This window comes from Polyangium jinanense (assembly GCF_028435365.1).
Genome location: NZ_JAGTJJ010000034.1, coordinates 1 through 19273, shown reverse-complemented (window position 1 = coordinate 19273; position 19273 = coordinate 1). Strand labels below are relative to the sequence as shown.

Annotated in this window: 16 protein-coding genes and 1 riboswitch; of the genes, 8 read left to right on the top strand and 8 right to left on the bottom strand. The window is 68.9% G+C overall.

The features are described from left to right. Positions 1–13: 13 nt before the first annotated feature. Positions 14–1906 carry a DUF2169 family type VI secretion system accessory protein gene (locus KEG57_RS36355; RefSeq protein WP_272424307.1) on the top strand — a complete coding sequence of 631 codons (1893 nt, stop codon included), beginning with the start codon at positions 14–16 and terminating at the stop codon, positions 1904–1906. 6 nt (positions 1907–1912) lie between these two features. Here the strand turns inward: KEG57_RS36355 and KEG57_RS36350 are convergent, their stop codons facing one another. Further along, positions 1913–2887, bottom strand: coding sequence for an NAD(P)-dependent alcohol dehydrogenase (locus tag KEG57_RS36350; RefSeq protein WP_272424306.1), 975 nt, complete (start codon positions 2885–2887; stop codon positions 1913–1915). A gap of 97 nt (positions 2888–2984) precedes the next feature. Between KEG57_RS36350 and KEG57_RS36345 the strand changes: the two genes are divergently transcribed. Beyond that, positions 2985–3671, top strand: coding sequence for a TetR/AcrR family transcriptional regulator (locus tag KEG57_RS36345; RefSeq protein ID WP_272424305.1), 687 nt, complete (start codon positions 2985–2987; stop codon positions 3669–3671). A gap of 22 nt (positions 3672–3693) precedes the next feature. On the opposite strand, the gene sugE is transcribed toward KEG57_RS36345, so the two are convergent. The 3 genes from sugE to udk all read right to left on the bottom strand — a co-directional run bounded on the left by sugE (position 3694) and on the right by udk (position 6046). Continuing rightward, positions 3694–4008, bottom strand: a complete 315-nt coding sequence (sugE, locus tag KEG57_RS36340; RefSeq protein ID WP_272424304.1) for a quaternary ammonium compound efflux SMR transporter SugE — start codon at positions 4006–4008, stop codon at positions 3694–3696. A 21-nt stretch (positions 4009–4029) separates the two neighbouring features. Continuing rightward, a riboswitch (guanidine-III (ykkC-III) riboswitch) is annotated at positions 4030–4094 on the bottom strand. A gap of 34 nt (positions 4095–4128) precedes the next feature. Further along, complete coding sequence (locus KEG57_RS36335; protein WP_272424303.1) at positions 4129–5373, bottom strand: ATP-grasp domain-containing protein; 1245 nt, start codon at positions 5371–5373, stop codon at positions 4129–4131. A gap of 55 nt (positions 5374–5428) precedes the next feature. After that, positions 5429–6046: a uridine kinase gene (gene udk / locus KEG57_RS36330; RefSeq protein ID WP_272424301.1), complete on the bottom strand. Its 618-nt coding sequence runs from the start codon at positions 6044–6046 to the stop codon at positions 5429–5431. 212 nt (positions 6047–6258) lie between these two features. On the opposite strand from udk, the gene KEG57_RS36325 reads away from it, so the two are divergent. Continuing rightward, positions 6259–6843, top strand: a complete 585-nt coding sequence (locus tag KEG57_RS36325) for an HPF/RaiA family ribosome-associated protein (RefSeq protein WP_272424300.1) — start codon at positions 6259–6261, stop codon at positions 6841–6843. 87 nt (positions 6844–6930) lie between these two features. Beyond that, positions 6931–11142, top strand: a complete 4212-nt coding sequence (locus KEG57_RS36320) for a serine/threonine-protein kinase (protein WP_272424298.1) — start codon at positions 6931–6933, stop codon at positions 11140–11142. Positions 11143–11146: 4 nt separating this feature from the next. Here KEG57_RS36320 and KEG57_RS36315 read toward each other — a convergent pair whose 3' ends face one another. After that, positions 11147–12523, bottom strand: coding sequence for a cytochrome-c peroxidase (locus KEG57_RS36315; RefSeq protein WP_272424297.1), 1377 nt, complete (start codon positions 12521–12523; stop codon positions 11147–11149). A gap of 256 nt (positions 12524–12779) precedes the next feature. On the opposite strand from KEG57_RS36315, the gene KEG57_RS36310 reads away from it, so the two are divergent. Next, positions 12780–14345, top strand: coding sequence for a sigma 54-interacting transcriptional regulator (locus tag KEG57_RS36310; RefSeq protein ID WP_272424295.1), 1566 nt, complete (start codon positions 12780–12782; stop codon positions 14343–14345). 55 nt (positions 14346–14400) lie between these two features. After that, positions 14401–15033 carry a hypothetical protein gene (locus KEG57_RS36305; protein ID WP_272424294.1) on the top strand — a complete coding sequence of 211 codons (633 nt, stop codon included), beginning with the start codon at positions 14401–14403 and terminating at the stop codon, positions 15031–15033. 18 nt (positions 15034–15051) lie between these two features. On the opposite strand, the gene KEG57_RS36300 is transcribed toward KEG57_RS36305, so the two are convergent. Further along, a complete protein-coding gene (locus tag KEG57_RS36300) occupies positions 15052–16053 on the bottom strand; it encodes a hypothetical protein (RefSeq protein ID WP_272424292.1) in 1002 nt (333 codons plus the stop codon). On the opposite strand from KEG57_RS36300, the gene KEG57_RS36295 reads away from it, so the two are divergent. Next, entirely contained in the window at positions 16052–16216 is a 165-nt protein-coding gene (locus KEG57_RS36295; RefSeq protein WP_272424290.1) for a hypothetical protein, read from the top strand. The genes KEG57_RS36300 and KEG57_RS36295 overlap by 2 nt on opposite strands. A 105-nt stretch (positions 16217–16321) precedes the next feature. Next, a complete protein-coding gene (locus tag KEG57_RS36290) occupies positions 16322–16885 on the top strand; it encodes a hypothetical protein (RefSeq protein ID WP_272424287.1) in 564 nt (187 codons plus the stop codon). 60 nt (positions 16886–16945) lie between these two features. Here the strand turns inward: KEG57_RS36290 and KEG57_RS36285 are convergent, their stop codons facing one another. Continuing rightward, positions 16946–17731, bottom strand: coding sequence for an SIMPL domain-containing protein (locus KEG57_RS36285; RefSeq protein WP_272424286.1), 786 nt, complete (start codon positions 17729–17731; stop codon positions 16946–16948). 93 nt (positions 17732–17824) lie between these two features. Beyond that, positions 17825–19129, bottom strand: coding sequence for a hypothetical protein (locus KEG57_RS36280; protein ID WP_272424284.1), 1305 nt, complete (start codon positions 19127–19129; stop codon positions 17825–17827). Positions 19130–19273: the final 144 nt, after the last annotated feature.

The window sequence follows — 19273 nt, the reverse complement described above, 5'->3', positions numbered from 1 at the left end:
CGGCGTTTCCGTCATGGCCTCGATGGAAGTCGTCTCGGCGTGTCCCCTTCGTGTCGGCTCCATCGTCTGGCAGCCGCGGGAGGGCGCGTATGCGCTCACGGTCGTCTGCAAGGCGACCTTCGCCCTCGCGCCCGAGCTGTCGGTCCTCGCCGAGGAGCAGGACGATCCGAACGAGCGCGACGAGTACTGGGACGACGACGAGCGACGAAGCCTGAGCGGGGCGAGCGACCTCGTCCCATTCAAGCGGGGCGTGGACATCCTGCTCGTCGGCCACGCCTACGCGCATCACACCGCGCAAAGTGGGCCTTTTTTCGCGCGGCTCGTGGTCTCCGACGTGCTCGACAAGACGATCGAGGTGCATGGCGAGCGCGCGTGGACCACAGACGGGCGGCTGCTCGAGGAGCCTCCGGCGGGCCGGATCGCGCTTCGATGGGAGCGGGCCGCGGGCGGGCCGGGGACGACGAACCCGGTCGGCGTGCAGGCGAATGCGCCGCCCGACCCGAGGCACCAGAGGCGCGTGCCGAACCTCGTGCCGCCGGGATTCCGCCTGACGAGGCCTTCGGACGTGATTCCGCCGGTCGGCTTCGGGCCGATCGCGCCGACGTGGCCGGAGCGCAGCGACAAACTCCCGCGGCATGCGGGGGGCTGGGATCCGCACCGCCTGGGGGAGGGACCGTTGCCGGCCGGGATCGACGCGTCGTTCTTCAATGCGGCGCCGCTCGATCAGCGGGTCGCGGAGCTCCGGGGGGACGAGCGGATCACGCTGACGAACCTCCACCCGCATACGCCGCAGCTCTCGACGCGCCTGCGGCTCATCACGCCGCGCGCGCTCGTGCAGAAGAGCGGGGCGCTCGCGGATCTGCGTTTCCGGTGCGATACACTCTTCATCGACACGAACCGGGGCATCTGCTCGCTCACCTGGCGGGGCACGGTGCCGCTGTCGTCGTCGAATGAAGACGGGTGTGTCGTGGTGACGACCGAGGAGAGCGATCGGCAGCTCTCGGGCCACGGCGCGCCCGGGACCGTGCAGCTCGACTGGCGCTCGAGCCAGCAGGCGGCGGTGTCCCCCGCGTTGCCATTCGCGCCGGGTGATTTCGCGGATGCCCTCTCGGTCGAGGAAACCACGAGCCTGTCGGGCGAGCCTCCGCGGGTCGATCCGGGGGCGGCGTTGCCCTTCGTAAAAGCCCCGCTCGCCGTCCTGGGGGGCGTATTGCCCGCGCCGCCGCCGGCGCCGCCGCCCTCGCGGCCCCCGTCGTCCGTGCCGCCGGCGCCGGCGCTGCATTTTGATCCGCCGCCCGCTTCGCGCCCCTCGCCGCCGGACATGGTCTCGCCGGGCCTGCCGGCGGCTCCGCCGATGATCGGGCCCCTCGCGACGGTCCGCGCCGCCGCGCCGCCCGAAATCGCCGCGCCACCCGAAATCGCCGCGCCGCCCGCGCCCGTCGAGGTCGCGCCCGAGCCTCTGCCCGAGCTCGATCCGGCGACCTTCACGATCGAGCATTTTGCCGCGCTCTCGGCTGAAATCGCGGAGCAACGCGATTCGCGTGCCGATATTTTGCGGCGAAATGAACTTTCGGAGCGGACGTACGCGGCGATCGAGCGACGTTTTTCGCGCGAGCTCGCGGATGAAGCGTCCCGCGGGGTGCATGAAGAGCGAACCAAATACGACCGCGCGTACGTCGCCGCGGTAGAGGGGTTTCGGGGGCCCATCACGGCCGAGGAGGTTGCGCGGATCATGGCCTCCCTCGTGCGAGGACAAGCGAACGCCGTGCTGGACGAGCTTCGGATTCAGCGGCCGGCGCTGATGCCCATTCTGCGTTCATGGGCGAAGAACGCCGCCGGAGGCACACACGCGGCCGGCGGGGCCGTCCAAGCGCTCGAGGCATTTCGCGCGAAGAAGCAAGCCTGACCTCCTTCACTGTCGGACGACGATCACGGTTTTTCCCTGCGCATGCCCCTCGGCCACGTGACGCACCGCCTCGGCGGCCTCGCGGAACGTGTACGCCCGCTCGATCACCGGCAAAAGCGCTCCGGCTTCCACCAGATCGTTCAATGCAATCAGATCCTCACGCCGCGGCTTGGTGAGGAACGGCGCCATCTTCTGGCTCGCGAACATGCCCGTGAGCATCACCTTCATGATCCAGACGACCGGCCCGATCCACTGCCCGCCCGGCGAACCCGCGCACGACACGTACGTGCCCGTCGGCTTCAGCACCCGCTTGCACGCTGAAGGCGAGCGGTTTCCCACGAGGTCGAGCATCACGTCGAAGCGCCCGGTTTGTTTCGTAAAATCCTCTTTCGTGTAATCGACGACCTCGTCGGCGCCGATCGACCGCACCTTGTCGACGTGCCGCGTGCTGCACACGGCCGTCACCTCGGCTCCCATGGCCTTGGCGATCGGAACCGCGAACGATCCGACGCCGCCCGACGCACCATTGATGAGGACCCGCTGTCCCGCCTGCAGCCGCCCCGCGTCGCGTAGCGCCTGCAATGCCGTCATGCCCGAGTCGGGCATCGCGGCCGCCTGCTCGAACGTGAGCCTCGTCGACTTCGGCGCGAGCTCGCTTTCGCGCGCGCGGACGTATTCGGCGAACCCGCTGGTCACTTGGCCGTAGACTTCGTCGCCCGGCTTCGTCGTGGTGACGTTGCGTCCGACGGCCTCGACCGTGCCGGCCACGTTTTGCCCTGCAATGCGGCGATTGGGCCGCCGCAGGCCGAAGCCCAGGCGCACGAGGTAGGGTTTGCCCGTGAGCAGGTGCACGTCGCCCTTGCACACCGATGCGGCATGCACGCGGACGAGGACGTCGTCGTCGCCGATGGTCGGCGTCTCGACCTCCTCGAGCCGCAAGACATCGGGCGAGCCGTATTCGGGTTGAACGAGCGCGTGCATGGTCCGTCTCCTGGTCGGGAGTGGCGTGTCGAACTTACGGTGTAAGTACAGCTTGTACTTACACCGTAAGTATGTCAAGGTGGCAGCGCGAAACGAGATGGCCAAAGCCAAAAATCCCGAACGGCGCGCGCCCCGACGCGACCCCCTGACGCGGGAGCGCATCCTGCGCACCGCGATCCGTGTCGCTGACGAGGAGGGCCTCGCGTCACTCTCCATGCGCAGGCTCGCGCAGGAGCTCGGGGTCGAGGCGATGTCGCTCTACAACCACGTCGCGAGCAAGGACGACCTGCTCGACGGCATCGTGGACCTCGTCGTGGCCGAGATCGAAGTGCCCGCGATCGGCGGCGCCGACTGGAAGACGGCCATGCGCAAGCGCGCGACCTCGGCCCACGAGGTGTTCTTGCGCCACCCGTGGGCTCCGATGCTGGTCGGATCACGCGTCAACGTGGGGCCGGCGATGCTCCGCTACATCAATGCGACGCTCGGCTGCCTGCGGGAAGCGGGTTTTTCCTACGAGATGGCCGATCGCGCGTGGAACGCGATCGACAGCCACATCTACGGGTTCACGATGCAGGAGCTCAACTTCCCGCTCGACCCCTCGGAGTATGCGAGCGCGGCGAAGATGTTCCTCCCGCGGCTCCCCGCCGACGAATACCCCTACATGCGCGCGCTGACGGAGCTCGTCATCGACGGCGCCCACCGCGGCGTGCACGACTTCCAGTTCGGGCTCGAGCTGCTCCTCGACGGTCTGGAGCGGCTCCGGCAACGATGCAGTTCGTCGTGACACACCCGGCGGCGGTCCACGCTCACGCGTTCGCCTTCAAGCCGACGATCGAGGCGAGCAAAAGCGCGAGAAAGACGACCCGCGCCGGCGCCGCCGACTCCCCGAACAGCACGATGCCAGCGATGGCCGTGCCCAGCGCGCCGACGCCCACCCACACCGCGTAGGCCGTCCCGATCGGCAGAGACTTCGTCGCGAACGCGAGCAAATACATGCTCGCCACGATCGCCGCGATCGTCAGCACGCTCGGGAGCGGGCGGGTGAACCCGTTCGTGTACTTCAATCCGATGGCCCAGCAGACCTCGAGCAGCCCTGCGACGATGAGGGATACCCACGCCATGACACGCACTCCTTCCTTCGGGGTGCGTCGTCTTTGCCTGACCGGGTACGGCGCGTCTCGTCCGGGCCGGCTGTCAGCCGGCGGGAGAGAACCTAGGGGCGGGGAGGGGAAAAGGCAAGGTCAAGCCGTCGCCTGGGTCGGCGGCGGCAGGACGGCCGTGAAATCACCGACGAACCGCACGGCATAATCCTCGACGAGCTCGCGCACGCGGGCCGGGTTGTCAGCGCGAACGATGAGACCCGCGTGGTGCGGCTTCTCCGGCGTGCGCCAGACGATCTCCGGATCCGTGTACGCCGACATGTCCGGATGCTCCTGCCGCGACAGCGAGAGCACGAGGCCGCCGTAGTCGTACCGCCGCGGCGGGAGAACGTACGGGCGTTCGCCTTGCGCGATTTCGACCTTCGCCCATTCGCGCCACAGGTTGATCCCCGTCGCCGCCTCCACCACGTCCGCCGTGTGGCTGCCGCCGACGCGCGCCGCCGCCTCGATGAAGTAGATCCGGCCGTCCTCGGCCGAGCGCACGTACTCGATGTGCGTCACGCCCCGCACGAGGCCCATGTGCTCGATCACCCGCTCGTTCATATCGATGATCTCGCGCCAGAGGTCGCTCGACCGATCGATCGTCTGCGTCGCCGAGGGGCCGCCCTGGTTCACGACCTCGAAGAGCGACGTCCGGTACTGGTGCGCCTCGGCGAACACGATGCGCTTCTCGGAGACAATCGAGTCGACGTGGAAGAACTCGCCCGGGATCATCCGCTCGAGCAAGTAACGCGAACGATCGTCGCCGAGCTCTTCGATGACGCGCAGAGCGTCCTCCTCGCGGTCGAGCTTCTTGATGCCGAGCGACGCGGCCTCGGAGCGGGGCTTGAGCAGCCACGGCGCCGGCACCGTGCGCAAGAAGCGACGCACGCGCTCGTCGTTCAGCACGTGAACGAAGTCCGGCACCGGGATGCTGCGATCCTTGGCGCGGGCGCGCATCGCGAGCTTGTCGCGGAAATACCGCGCCGTCGTCTCGCCCATGCCGGGGATGCGCAGGTGCTCGCGCAGGTGCGCGGCGAGCTCCACGTCGTAGTCGTCGAGCGGCGCGACGCGCTCGATCTCGCGCGTACGGGCGAGGTAACTGACGGCGTTCACCACGGCGCGCCGATCGTTCAAGGTCGGCATGCCGAAGATCTCGTCGATGTCCTCGCGCGCCCAGGGTTTGCCGAGCAAGGACTCGAGCGTGAGCAGGATGACCCGACAACCCTCGCGCCGCGCCTGCTTCAGGAAGTCGTTGCCCTTGAAGTAGCTCGACACGCAGAGGATCGTGGTCGGCGGCGGGGGCAGGGAGGCGGGCCTCGTCGGATCGTGGTCGGTGTTGATCACGGCGCGTCCATTACCCCAACTCGGGGCAGGATGTCACCCGGCCGTCGCGCCAAACTCAGCCGGCCATCTCGGCTCCGCGCATCTGGCGGATGAGTGCGATCACGAGATCGATGCCAATCTTGTTGTCACCCCCCTCGGGGATGATCACGTCGGCCCAGCGTTTCGAGGGTTCGACGAACATGAGGTGCATCGGCCGCACGGTCCGGTAGTACTGCTCCCGGATCGACTCGAACGTCCGGCCGCGGTGCTCGATGTCGCGGCGGATCCGGCGGAAGGCGCGGATGTCGGCGTCGGTGTCGACGTAGATCTTGATGTCGAGCTGCTCGCGGAGCTTCGCCTCGACGAACACCAGGATGCCCTCGACGATCACCACGGGCGTCGGCGCGACCCGGCGCGAATCGGGCGCGCGGCGGTGCGTCTTGAAGTCGTACCGGGGAACGTCGATGGCCTCGCCTCGTCGGAGGGCGGCGAGGTGCTCGACCAAAAGCTCGGTCTCCAGAGACTCCGGGTGATCGAAGTTCAGCCCGCAGCGCTCCTCGTAGGAGATGTCGTCACGGTCGCGGTAATACGCGTCGTGCTCGAGGATGGTCACGCCGGCGGGAGGCAGCGCCTCGGCGATACGGCGGGCCACGGTCGTCTTGCCGGAGCCGCTGCCGCCGGCAACTCCTATCATGAGCGGTCGCATCAGAGCTCGTTCGTCCCGGCGGCACCATACTTCGATTCGGCGGTCCGGTCGACCATGGAGCGAAGAAGCAAGCCGTGCCACACCCTGACGGGCGCGCCGGGTCTTGCCGCAGCGCGGACGGAGCCGAATGTGAGGGGGAGAAGGGTCGATGGCCGGCGGGCGCCCGAGGCGGCCCGACGGACTGGCGCCATGGAGGTTCCATGAAGTTACCGCTCCAGATCACGTTCCGCGACATGCCATCGTCGGAGTCCGTGGCGCGCGAGGTGCGCGAGAAGGCCGAGAAGCTCGACGAAGTTTACGGTGGGATCATGGGGTGCCGCGTGGCGATCGAGCCAGAGTCCCGCCGGCGTCACCAGGGCAACGTCTACCGGGTGCGCATCGACATGACCGTGCCCGGCGAGGAGCTCGTGGTCGGCGGCGAGTCTGCCGAGGAGCCGCACCAGCGCGCGTACGAGGACGTGTACGTCGCGGTGCACGAGGCGTTCGACGGCGCGCGCCGGCTCCTCCAGGAGTACGTGAAGAAGCAGCGGGGTGAGGTGAAGACGCGCGTCGGGCCACCGCACGGAAGGGTGGCGCGGATCTTCCCGGACAGCGGCTACGGCTTCCTGGAGGCCGAGGACGGGTACGACGTGTACTTCCACAAGAACAGCGTGCTCAACAACGGCTTCTCGCGGCTCGCCGTGGGCACCGAGGTCCGCTACGAGGAGGAGCTCGGCGAGAAGGGCCCGCAGGCGAGCACCGTCGCGATCGTCGGCAAGGGCGGACACGGACACCGCGCCGCCTAGGACATCGAACCCGCCGCCCCTTGCGGAGCCCCGGCAAACTAGGTACGAACGCCCGCTGCGGACGCGCGGCCCGGGCAGTCGCCCGGCGTGGCGATCCTGGTCTTGGCGGAGGACGGCGTGGCGGACCCTTCGGGGCGCTTCCCCATACGTGATCACGACACGCTGGCCGGCGGCTTTTCAGGAGGGCCGCGCGCGGGCTCGACGCTGCCCGGTCCCCTGCCTGACGGGGTCGGGCCCGCGCTGCGCGCCTTCGAGAAGGGCGTGCGCATCGGCAAGTTCCCCATCGTCCGCGTGATGAGCACGGGCGGGATGGGCATCATCTACGAGGCCGCGCACCCCGTGCTCGGCTCGCGCGTCGTCATCAAGACCGTCCGCCCCGAGATGGCCGGCAAGGCCGCGATGGCCGAGCGCTTCCGCAACGAGGCGCTCGCCGCGAGCCGCATCCGCGACGATCGCCTGCCGCAGATCTTCGACATCGACCGGCTCGACGACAACACGCAGTACATGGTGATGGAGTACCTCGAAGGCGAGGATCTCCAGCAGCGGCTCACGGATGGGCCGCTCGCGCCGGCGTACGCGACGCGCATCGTCTTCGAGGTCCTCGACGTCCTGCACAAGGTCCACAAGCTCGGCGTCATCCACCGCGACATCACGCCGCGCAACATCTTCCTGGCGCGGAGCGAGGTGCTCGGCGAGATCCCGAAGCTGCTCGATTTCGGCGTCGCCCACTTCGTCGACGATCCGAACACGCGGCCCGGCGAGCTCGTGGGGTCGCCGTTTTACATGGCGATCGAGCAGGTCCGCGATCACGGCGCGATCGGGCCGTGGACCGACGTCTTCGCCGCGGGTGTCGTGCTCTACGAGCTCGTCGCCGGCGTGCGCCCGTGGCCCGGCGCGAGCCTCATCGGCTACCTCACGGCGCTCGCCGAGAGGCAGCCCCCGCGCCCCCTCGCCGCCGCCGCGCCGAACGTCCCGCCCGGCCTCGCCGACGCCGTCATGCGCGCCATCCGCATCGAGCCGATCGAACGGTTCCCCGACGCGGCGGCCTTCGCCCGCGCCCTCGAGCCCTTCGCCGCGGATCGCGCCGTGCTCTACGACCTGCGCCGCGCCGCGCAACGATCGAGCGTGCCCACGCGCCGCGCGAGCCTCGAGAACGAGGCCACGGTCGCGATCACCCGCGGCAAGACGGTCTCGATCCCGCCGCCGCCGCCCGTGCCCAAGCTCGCGGGCATCCAGTCGAAGCTCGCCGGGCTCGGCCGCGCGCGCGCCGGGGCCGACGTCCCGCGGCCGAGCCTGCGCAAGGGCGAACGCAGGCACCTCACGATCGCCATGGTCGGCCTCGCGCTCGACGAGCCATGCGAGAGCACGCTCGGCGCCGAGGACATCGAGCAGATCGCCACGCAGATCTCCGAGGTCATCGGCCGCGCCTTCGAGACGGCCGGCGCGCGTGTCGACAGGCCGCCGGGCGAGTCCTTGATGGCCGTTTTCGGGTATCACGCGTCGAACGAGGACGACGCCGAGCGCGCCGTCGCCGCCGCGTTCGCCGCGCTCGATCACCGCCACGAGATCAACGCGACCCTCGCCGAGATCGGCTGCGCGCTCTCCATGCGCATCGGCGTCCACACGGGGTTCGTCACGCGCGGCGGCGACGCCATGCTCACGGGCGAGAGCATCAACCTCGCCGAGATGCTCCAGCGCTCGGCGCCGCTCAACGCCGTCGTGGTCAGCCGCGAGACGCTCGACCTGCTCGGCGGCAGGTTCACGGAGCGGCACTTCGGGCCCATCTCGATGAAGGGCCGCGCGCGCCCGAGCGAGGCCTACGAGATCCTTGGACCCTCCGAGGCCGAGGGCCCGCGCAAGAGCCGCGCCGGTGCCCCCGAGGATCGCTCCTTCGTCGGCCGCGACGCCGAGCTCTCCACGCTCGAAGGCCTGCTCGCCGAGGCGCGCGCGCGCGGCGGCTTGCACCTCGGGCTCGTCACGGGCGGGCCCGGCGTCGGCAAGTCGCGCCTCGTGCACGAGCTCTTGCGGCGCGTCGAGGTCGACGACGCGCGCTGTACCCTGGTCGTCCGGGCGCACCCGGCCTCCGCCGCGCCGTACGGCGCCTGGGTCGCCTTCCTCCGCCGCGTCTTTTTCCCGCCCGGCGCGACCATGATCGACGCGCTGCAGACGACGACCGAGATCGGCGCCCTCGCCGCCGCGCTCGAGGATGCCCGCCGCAGCGAGCTCATCGCCAAGGCGCCCGTCGTCGACTTCCTCCTCGGCCTCGGCGGGCACGACCTCGTCGACCAGTACGGGCCCGACGGCTTCCAGAGCCGCGTGCAGCAGACGCTCACCCTTCTGCTCGAAGCCCTCGCGCGGAGGGCGAGCGCGCTTCGGCCCGGAAGGCCCGTCCTCTGCGTCCTCGACGACATGCACCGCGCCGACGCGACGAGCCTCGACCTCCTCGGCCGCGTCCTCGGCGGCTACCGCTCCACGCTCCCCGTCGTCTTCCTCGTCACGAGCCGCGACGGCGAGATCGCCACGCTTCCCGAGCACGTCGCGGTCACGCGTGTCCCGCTCGCGCCCCTCACGGACGACGAGATCCGCGAGATCTCCGTCCACCTCGCGGGGGAGGAGCCCTCGGCGGATGTCGTGCGCCTGCTCGTCGAGCGGGCCGCGGGCAACCCTCTCTTCGCCGAGGAGCTCTCGCTGTCCTTGCGCGAGCAGGGCATGGTCACGGCCGACGCCGCGTCCCTCCGGCGCTTCACGGTGCCCTCTTCGCTCGTCGGCATGCTCCTCGTGCGCCTCGATCGGCTGGAGCCGGAGCTCCGCACCACGCTGCAATACGCGAGCATCCTCGGCGTGGAGTTCAGCGCGGATCTTTTTGACGCCGTTGCATCTGCGCTCGGCGACGAGCGGACCTCGCAACGGCATCTTCACGAGCTCGTCCGCCGGGGTATCCTCTCGCACCGCAAGGAGCGCGGCGAGGAGACGTTCGCCTTCCGGCAGGTGCTCGCGCGGGACGCCATCTACGGCACGGTGCTCATGGACAACAAGCGCGTACTGCACCATCTCGCCGCCGCGTCCATCGAGCGCCTGCACGCCGGCAAGCTCGCGCCGCACCTGCCCGCGCTCTTCCATCACTACAGCCAGACCGACGAGATCGAGCGCATCGTGCAGTATGCGCGCCTCACGGGCCGCCGCGCCGTCGCCCTCGGCGCGTTCGTCGACGCGGTCGAGGCGCTCATGACCGCGGAGACCTTGCGCAGCCGATTGCGGGACGACGACCCGCTCGCGGCGGCCCGCGCGCTCTTCGACCTCGGCATCGCGCTCTTCTGGCTCGGCCGCTTCGACGAGGCGAGCGAGCGCGTCGAGCAAAGCCTCGCGCTTCTCAGCGACGACACGCGCGAGGAGGCGCTCACGGTGCGCGCGCGCTGTCACCTTCTCTGCGCCGAGACCGCGCACCAGCGCGCGCGCTGGCCCGAGGCGGTCTCGCAGCTCGAACGAGCCGAGGAGCTCTTCCGGCGCGCGGGGAGGCCCTTCGACGCGGCGCAGGCGCTCTGCACGCGTGGCTTTCAGCTCCGCAGCCAGGGCAAAATCGAGGAGGGCCTCGCGCTCGCCGAGAAGGGCTGGGAGACGCTCCGCGGCTCGGACAACCTGCCCGCGGTCGTGCGGGCTGGCCACGACCTCGGCAATTTGCTGCGCGACGTGCGGCGGTACGACGCGGCGATCGAGGTGTTCGAGGCGGCGATCCGCGCCGGCGAAGAGCTCGCCTTGGAGGGCGATCCGCTCGCGGCCGTGTGGGGCCAGGTCGCGGCGCGCAGCGGTCGGGCGATGACGTTTGCCGCGATGGGTCGGCTCGACGAGGCGATCGAGGATCAGAAGGCGGTGCACGCGCTCGCGGTGCGCGAGGGCAACGTGCTGGCGCAGGCGCACTCGGGGTTTCACCTGGCGCATCACCTGCGCGAAAAAGGCGAGCTCCTGGAGGCCGAGGTGCAAGCGCTCCGCGCGCTCACGTTGTGCACCGAGCTTGGTTTGTCGGGGCGCGCCGTGAAGTGTCGGCTCCTCCTCGCGGACCTCGCGGAGAAAACAGGCCGCGGGCCCGAGGCGCTGGAGCACGCGGAGGAGGCCGAGCGGTTGGCGCGGCCGATGGGCGGGGATCCGTGGATCGACGTGGTGGAGCGGCTCGCGGGGCTGCTCCGGGCGCGGGGACGGTCGGATCGGATCGCGGCGCTCGCGGCCGACACCACGTCGTATCTCGGGCCGTCGGCGGATGCGTCGCTCAGGCAGCGGGTGGCGGCGCTCGTGGAGAGGGGCTAAGGCGTCAATCGTCCACGGGCAGCCCGCTCGGGACGCTGTCCGGGATCAGGTAAAGCTGATTCAACGACGCGGGATCGGTCAGCGCCGACAGGAAGGCCATCAGATCGGCGACCTCGGCGTCCGTGAGCGGCGCGCCTTCCACCTTCAGCATTGGATCCAGTGACGCGAGCAGCGTCTTGCGCGTCTCCTCGCTGTTTTGGTACGTGCCCCAGAGCTCGGGCTCGACCTGCTTGTCGTTGTACGCCTTCAAGAACGCCTCGGGATCGAGGTGATGCCGGACCGCGTCCTCCAGGTGGGCGTAGGCGCCATTGTGCATCCACGGCCCTTCGAGCTCCGTGTTTCGCAGCGACGGCGTCCGGAACTTGAACCGATCCTCCTCTTTGAGCGTGATGCGCCCGCGCCCATAGTCGAGCGGCGCCTCCTCGCCCTTGCCCGTGCCCACCTGCGGCGCCGCGATGTTGTGGAAGCCGAAATCGGTCTGCAGCGAGCCGCTATGGCACGACCCGCAGTTCGCGCGCCCATAAAACAGCATCGCGCCTCGCTTCTGCGCGTCCGACAGCGCCCCATGATTGCCGGCGAGGTACCGATCGAACGGCGTATCGAGCGCCGTGAACGCGTCGGTCATGAAGGCGCCCACGGCCTCGGCCAGGTGTACCACGTTGATATCGGCCTCCGTCGTCCCCGGGAAGGCCGCGAGCAGCGCGTCCCGGTATTCGGGGATGGCCATCGCGCGCGCCACGACGAGCGGCCAGATCTGGGCGAAATCCGCGTCCGTCAGGTCGCCGATTTCGTTCGGGTTCCCGTTCACGTCGAGCTCACCCTGGAACCCGCGCATCTCCTCGCCCGGCGTGATCGGGATGATGAAGAATGCTGCGAGCGCATTCGAGAATTCTTGCGGCGTCGCGTCGCCCGCGGGCGAGATGTACCCGTCCGTGGGATTGCCGGCGAGCCGTCCGTCCCAGAACATCGTGTCCCAGCCCTTCACGCCCCGGTTCCAGATCGAGAGCGTATTCCGGGCCAAGAACAGGCTCTTCGGCCCGTGCACCCGCTGCGGCCCGAGCCCCGTCGCGCCCTGGCCGCGGGATTGACTTTGCCCGTCCGCGGACCCGAGCAAAGGATGATGGCACGTGCTGCAGGCGATGTTCCGCCGGCCGCTCAGCTCTTTCTCGAAAAAGAGCAATTGCCCGAGCTTCACGAGCCCCGGATCCTGCGCCGCCGGCTTCTCCACCGGCTTCACGCCCTCGGCGGCGAGAAGCTCCGTGAGCTCCTGGTCGAGGGAGGGCGCGATCGGCGCGTTGCCGCCCGTCCCATCTTCCCCGCTGCAAGCGCCGACGAGCGCCACCGACGCCAAAACACCTGCCAGCACCCGTGACGCGCTCATGCGCCGTCGCCCGTTCTCGTTCCCCGATCGCTCCATCCTCGTCCTCCTCGCAGCCACCCCCGCAGACGGCGCGACGGGCACACCACGTACCAGCCGGCCAGAACCGGTAACTTCTTGATTTTGCTGGATGACGCTGTGCGCAATGACAACGACCGGTCGGTGCGCAGCGAAATATCGTTGCGCGACACCGAACCGTCGGTGCTCAAACAACGAGGCGTCGTTGCGCGCGTCGAGACGGGTCGGTTACTCTTGCCGTATGAATCTCGACGAGTGGGTCGCCGGGAGTACGCGCGAGCTCGCGGACCTGGCGCAGCTGGCGGACGGGACGCCGGCGGCGCTCGACGAGCTCTTGCACCGGGGCCTCGAATGGCTCGGTCGCATCGCGCCCTACGATCTCGCGGTCATCTTCGAGCTCGAAGGCGCCTTGCTCCGCGCGAGGGCCGGGCGTGGCTCGCTCTTCCGCCCCGAGGTCCGCGAATACCGGATCCACCTCGACCATTTCCCCTCCATCCGGCTCGCCATCGAGGAGCGCAGGAGCCGCGTCTTCACCGAGGACGACCACGCCCACGGCGACGGCGACCTCTTCGACGGATTGATGGATTTTCCGCACGGCCACGCGTGCATGGTCGTGCCGCTCGTGACCGGCTCCGAGGTCTTTGGGGTCATGTCGATCGACCGCGCGCGGTGCGGACCTTATCCGCGCGCCGTGGTCGACCTCGTCGAGGTCTTCGGGCGCCTGCTCGCGCTCTCGATCCATTGCATTCGCCAGAACCAGCGGCTCGCCCGCGCGGGCCTCGAAAGTGAAGAGCGGGCCGCGGCGCTCGAGCGCCGCATCGGCGAGATCACCGAGGACGCCTCCGTGCTCGGCGACAGCGACAGTTCTCAGGTGCGCGAGCTCGCGCGGCAGGCGGCCCTCGTCGCGGGAACGAGCTCGACCGTGCTGCTCATCGGGGAGACGGGCACCGGCAAGGAGCGGCTGGCGCGTTTCATCCACGAAAAGAGCCCGCGCGGCAAGCGCCCGTTCATCCCCGTCAACTGCGCGGCCTTGCCCTCGGGGACGCTCGAAAGCGAGCTCTTCGGGCACGAGCGTGGTGCTTTTTCGGGCGCGCTCCGGGCCCGCCCCGGCCTCTTTCGGGCCGCGGACGGCGGGACGTTGTTTCTCGACGAGATCGGCGAGCTGCCCCTCGATCTCCAGGGCAAGCTCCTCCGCGCATTGCAGGAAGGCGAGGTCTTGCCCGTGGGCGCGGAGCAGGCGATCAAGGTTTCCGTGCGGGTCATCGCGGCGACGCACGTCGACCTCGAGCAAGCCGTCGCCGCGGGCCGGTTCCGGGGGGATCTTTATTATCGGCTATCGGTCTACCCGCTGCGCCTCGTGCCGCTGCGCGAGCGCATGGAGGACCTCCCGGCAATTTGCCGGGTCCTCTTGCAGGAGCTCTCCGCGCGGGTGGGCAAAGCGTCGCTCCGCCTCTCCGCGGGGGCGCAGGATGCGCTGCGGCATCACGATTATCCGGGCAACATTCGCGAACTTTCGAATATCCTCGAGCGCGGGGCGATCCGGGCCGCATCGGGCACGATCGAGCGCGCGGACCTCGCCCTGTTCGTGTCGCTCGCCCGCAAACGGCCCGCCGCGGGGGAGGGCGGGTCCACGGAGGCGCTGGTCACGCTTGCCGAAAATGAGCGACGCCACATTCAGCGGGTCCTCCGCGCGACGGGCGGTCGCATCTATGGGGAAGGGGGCGCCGCCGCCATCCTCGGCCTGCCCCCCACCACGCTCCAGAGCCGGATGAAGCGGCTCGGATTACGGCGCGAGACGAACGCCTGACGAAAAGGTGCGGGCCTTCTTGTTTGGCGCGCGCCGTCGGTGGTACGGTCGCATCATGGGGAAATCGATGGGGCAACGTATGGGGGATGGCGTGGGGCTTTTTGTGGGGAGAAGGCCGTTCGGGGCGGTGAGCGTCATGGGGATGGCGCTCGCGGTGATGTCGATCGGATGTGCCAAAAACGAGACGACTCCGCTCAAGCGTCCGAGCGAGCCATTGATCACCGGGGAGCCGCAATGGCCGGAAGACGTGGCGCGTCAAGCCGAGCGCGCCGATCGTGTCTGTAGCCAGCGTCAGGCGCAGCTCCTCTACGATTACGAGGAAGCCAAGCAGGATCAGCAGAAGTTCAAGACCATCATGGGCTCGATCTCGGGCGGCGTCGGGACGGTGGGCGGCGCGATCGGCGGCATTGGGTCGTATGTGATCGACTCCCCCGAGACGATCAAGACGGTGACGGGTATCACGGGCATCGTGACGGCGGGGCTCGGCGCCGTGGGCTCGCTCGTGACGATCGTCGTCTCGCCCGGCGAGTCGAAAATGCATTCCGCGTCTGCGTCCATCGCTTCGATCGAGCAGAAACGAGCGGCGGCGCGGGCCGCGCTCACGCAGAAGGATCCGAGCGCGTGGTCGGAGGAAGAGAAGGAAGCCTGGAGCAAGGCTGCCAAGGAGCTCGAAGCGGCGTGTAAATAGACTGGGGAATCCCGGATTTCACAGCCCGATCACCGACAGGATCCCGATCCGCCCGAACATCGTGAGGTGGTGGTGCTTCTCTTGCGGGTCGCCATGATCGTACGGTTTGTCGTACGTTTCCCCCAGCACGCCGACGGCGCCGGTGAACGCCACGCCAGGCGATGACCAGAATCGTAGCCCCGGCGCAGCCTTCCAGCGGAGCGCGGGTCTCGAAGGGTAGACGGCGTATCCCCCGGAGCTCGACAGGAAGAGCTCCAGGCGCCGATCCGCGGAGCGGAAGACGGTCCCCTGCAGCTCGAGGTTCGGAATGGACGCACCAAAATCGATGAACTTGGGGACGTCGACGCCGACGAGGAGCGTGAGACGGTGCAGGGTGATCCCGAGCCCGAGGTTGGCGTCGAGGGCCGCGCGCGGCGAGGACGAGACGACAGATTGCAATGCAATGCCGAAGTCCGGCGATCCGGGGCGCGGCTCTTTTTGCGTGACGGCCGTGGTGGGCGCCCCGAGGACGCCGACGAGGCCCGCCTGGACGAACCCTTGCACGGGGGGCTCGGCGAAGGAGCCGGAGTTACTCAGGCGGTAATCGCCGAGGATCCCGCCGGCGAGGTGGATTCCGAACCCGGGGTGGGACCAGAATCGCACGCCGAGCCCGAGCTGCCACCGCAAGCGTACGCCCTGGCCTGAGGTCTCTTTGGTCACGAATTCGCCGTCGATGCCGGAGAGCGGCGAGTCCGTGCCCACGTACTCCGTCTCCGTGCTCCACCGCCTCCACGTCCCTGCGCCGGCTCCGAAGAGGCCGATCATCTCGACCTGCGCATTCGCGGAACGAAGAAACGCGACCTGAGCCTCGGGGCCGACCCAAAACGTTTCTTCCTTGATGTGCGAATGGCCGAACTCCGGGTGCAGCTCGACGTCGTGCTTGGCGTAATACCCGGATACACCGAGCAAGAGGCGCCCGAACTTGTACCCGAGCATCACCTCCTCGCGAAGGACGTCGTCGTCGAGGGGGACGACCGACATGTTCGTGCCGAGGACGAACCCCGACGAGGGCGCCTCCGGCACCACCGGCCTCGTCTCGGCGGCGGAGGAAGAGGTCGTGACGCTGAAGGCCCAAAGCGCCGCTCCGATCGACAAGAGCTTTGCGCCGGAAACGAACCGGTGGTGCATCGCGCGGCGAGGGTAACAAGCCTTCGCCCCGAACGCGAGAGGTCGCTCGGTCGGCGGAAACCTGCCCCCAGCTTGCCGGAGCGCGCGCATGCGCGATGACGTGCAAGTCTGGAGGTGTTTCGTGAAGCCTTATCTTTTCCTCAGTCTCTCCTTCGCACTCGCCGCCGGTTGCGGCGGCACCACGCCCGATGCCGCCAGCGACACGCCGGAAGACGTCATCACCGTGGGAAACACGACTCTCACGCCCCGCTCGACGATCTGGGCGCGCAAGGAGTCGATGACGACGCCGTGGATCTCGCCGATGGTCCACATCATGAATTTCGACGATGCCTGCGGCGTCTTTCCCGACGGGTGCACCGGGACGAACGAGCCCAACGTGAACGTCATGCTGTCCTTTTCCCTGCACGCCCAGAATCCCGGTCCCGGGACCTATGACGTCGGCACGTTCGACGAGGCGACGACGCCGGCAAGCGCCAAGGTGGCCTGGGGGGTGTTCCGGCACTACGAGGAGAAAAAGGCCACGTTCACGAGCGAGATCGTCGGTGGAAACGTGGTCGTCGATCAGTTCGACGACACCACGCTCCGCGGCGATTACACGTTCACGTTCGACACCGGCGAGACGCGGCAAGGGACGTTCGAGGCAACCTATTGCGAGGGGCTCGACAAGGCCCTCACCTGCATGTGACGAGTCGGCCGCAGGAAAAGGGACGAACGGGGTGATTCTCGCGATCACCCCGTTCTGCGCCTACTCCGCGAAATCGAAGCTCGCCGTCACCTGCGTCGTCACCCGGATCTCTCCAGGCTCGACCGGGAATTCGACGGACTCCGACCCCCCTCCGGCAGCCATTCCGTAATCTTCGTACACGGCCTGCTGCGCGTACTCGATGCTTCGTGCGACCTCCGTCGATATCGTCCGGAGCCCGCGCAGATCCACCCGCGCCGTGCCGGCCACCACCTTGGCATTCTCCTCCGCGTCGCGCACCGCCGCCGCAAGCGCGAGCCGGTATGCCTCGCGCGGTTTGCTCAGGAAGAAATCGATCCCGCCGACGACATTGGCGCCCGCGCCGAGCGCCGTGTCGAGGATCCGCGGGCCGACGACGCGCAGGATCTCGGTCCCGACGCCCCGCAGGGCGACCGAGAGCCTGCTCTCCGCCTCGTAGCCGATGATCCGCGGCGGCGTCTCATCTTCTTCCCTCTGACGCTCCGTGATGGGTGTCACCGTGATTTCCACCGTCCGAACTTGCATATCCGGGATCCGGAGGCGCTCCAGCGCCTGCATGATCGAGCGTGTCTTGCTCGCGGCCTCCGTCCGCGCCTCGACCAGCGTCGTGGCCCGGGCACGGACCGAAATGCTCGTGCGCAGCGAATCGGGCGCCACCATGACCTCACCGAGCCCCCCGACGGTCACGGTCCGAGCTTCGGCTTCCTCCGTCTCCGCCGCGTTCGCGGCCTCGTCCGCGAACACGGGCATGGAGATGGCCGATGCCATCAAGGCGGCGAGTGCGGCGATGAGCTTCGTCGATTTCTTCATCCTTCCCTCCCTTCCTCGGAGAATCTAAGGCGAACGGAGCGGAGGCGGGAGCGGAGACGAGACGCCCCCGAGCGGCAGGGCTGTTGCACGATATCAGGGCGAGAACCTCGCGACGAACGCCGCGGGGAGATCCCCGGAGGACAGGGGGCCGGCACCGAAATCGAGAGTGCCCGTGAATCGCCCCGCGAGCAGGACCTGATCCGCCTTCGTCACGTGGAGCGCGTTCAAGCGGACCGACCCTCCGAATCGACGCGCCCCGAGCTCCTCGCCCGTGGGGGAGAGCGTCCTCAGGGTGAGCTCTCCCGTATCTGCGGCGTGGCCGGCCAGCAGGATACGGCCCCCGGACTGCACCGCGATACGCGTGGAATCACTCGCGACCGGCCGGCGCCAGATCACGCGCCCGTCCTCCCGATCCAGCCGGGCCAGGAACTCGATTTCGGTATCGGACTCGGGGCGCGGCGCGGAGAGCTCGCCGAACGCGCCGTAAGCGCGGAGCAGGAGGTCCCCGTCGGGCGTGAGCGCCAACCCGTAAAAAGTCTCGTTTTGCGAGCCCGTGCCCCGGAATCGCTTGTGCCAGAGGAGCTGTCCGCGCGGATCGAGCCGCGTCGCGAAGAGGTTCGCGCCCGTCGACTTGTGTCCCGCGACGACCACGTGGCCGGCCGCGTCCACCTCCATGGCGAGCGCCTCGTCGTCGGTGCTCCGTGTCACGACGGTGTTCCACGAGGGCCGCCCCTCGGGATCGAACGCAGCCACGAACGACTGAAGGCCCGAGGTGTGGATCGGCATCCCGGCGAGCTCCGCGTGCCCCTCCAGGCTGCCGAGCACGAAGACCCCGGGCGCGGAACCCGTGGCGAGCATGTCGAGATGGTAAATGTAAATGTCTTCCTGCTCGTACGCGCGATGCATCCAGGCCACTCGGCCCGTCGGATCCATCCGAACAAGGAAGGACCCGCCACCTTCGAGGGCGCCGCTGCCAAAATCGATTCGCCCCTCGAAGTAGCCCACGAAATACCGATTTCCCGCCGTATCCACGGCAACGTCCAGGATCCTCTGATTCAGCGCGTCGCCGTATCCGCGAAAGTCGCGGATCCCCCCGCACGCGTCGATCTCGGCGATGAACGCGTCCGCGTCGCCGGCACTCCGGAGGACCTTGTCTTCGAGCGTGAGCGACCCCTTGAAATGGCCCGCCACGACGATCCCCCCGTCGGGCGTTTCGACCGCGTCCGCGACGACCACCTCGCCTCCCTCCGACGCCGTCAGCTTATGCGCGACCACGCGCAGCTCGCCACCGGGGCACGTCACGCGGCTCGGCGCCGCGCTCGCGTCCCGCGGCGCCTGACAGACCGCGGCGAACATCGTAAAAGCGGCAAAAACGTCCCGCCCTCGAATGGCATCCATCGTGCACCCTCCCCGAGGGATTTGGGACGTGGCGCTGCGCGCGTCAACGCGCCGCGCCGGGGCGCTGCCCCGGGCCCCGCGGGGGCTGTTCGCCCCTCGACCCGAACCAGGGCCTGAGCATTGGTCCCATCTCCGATCGGTACA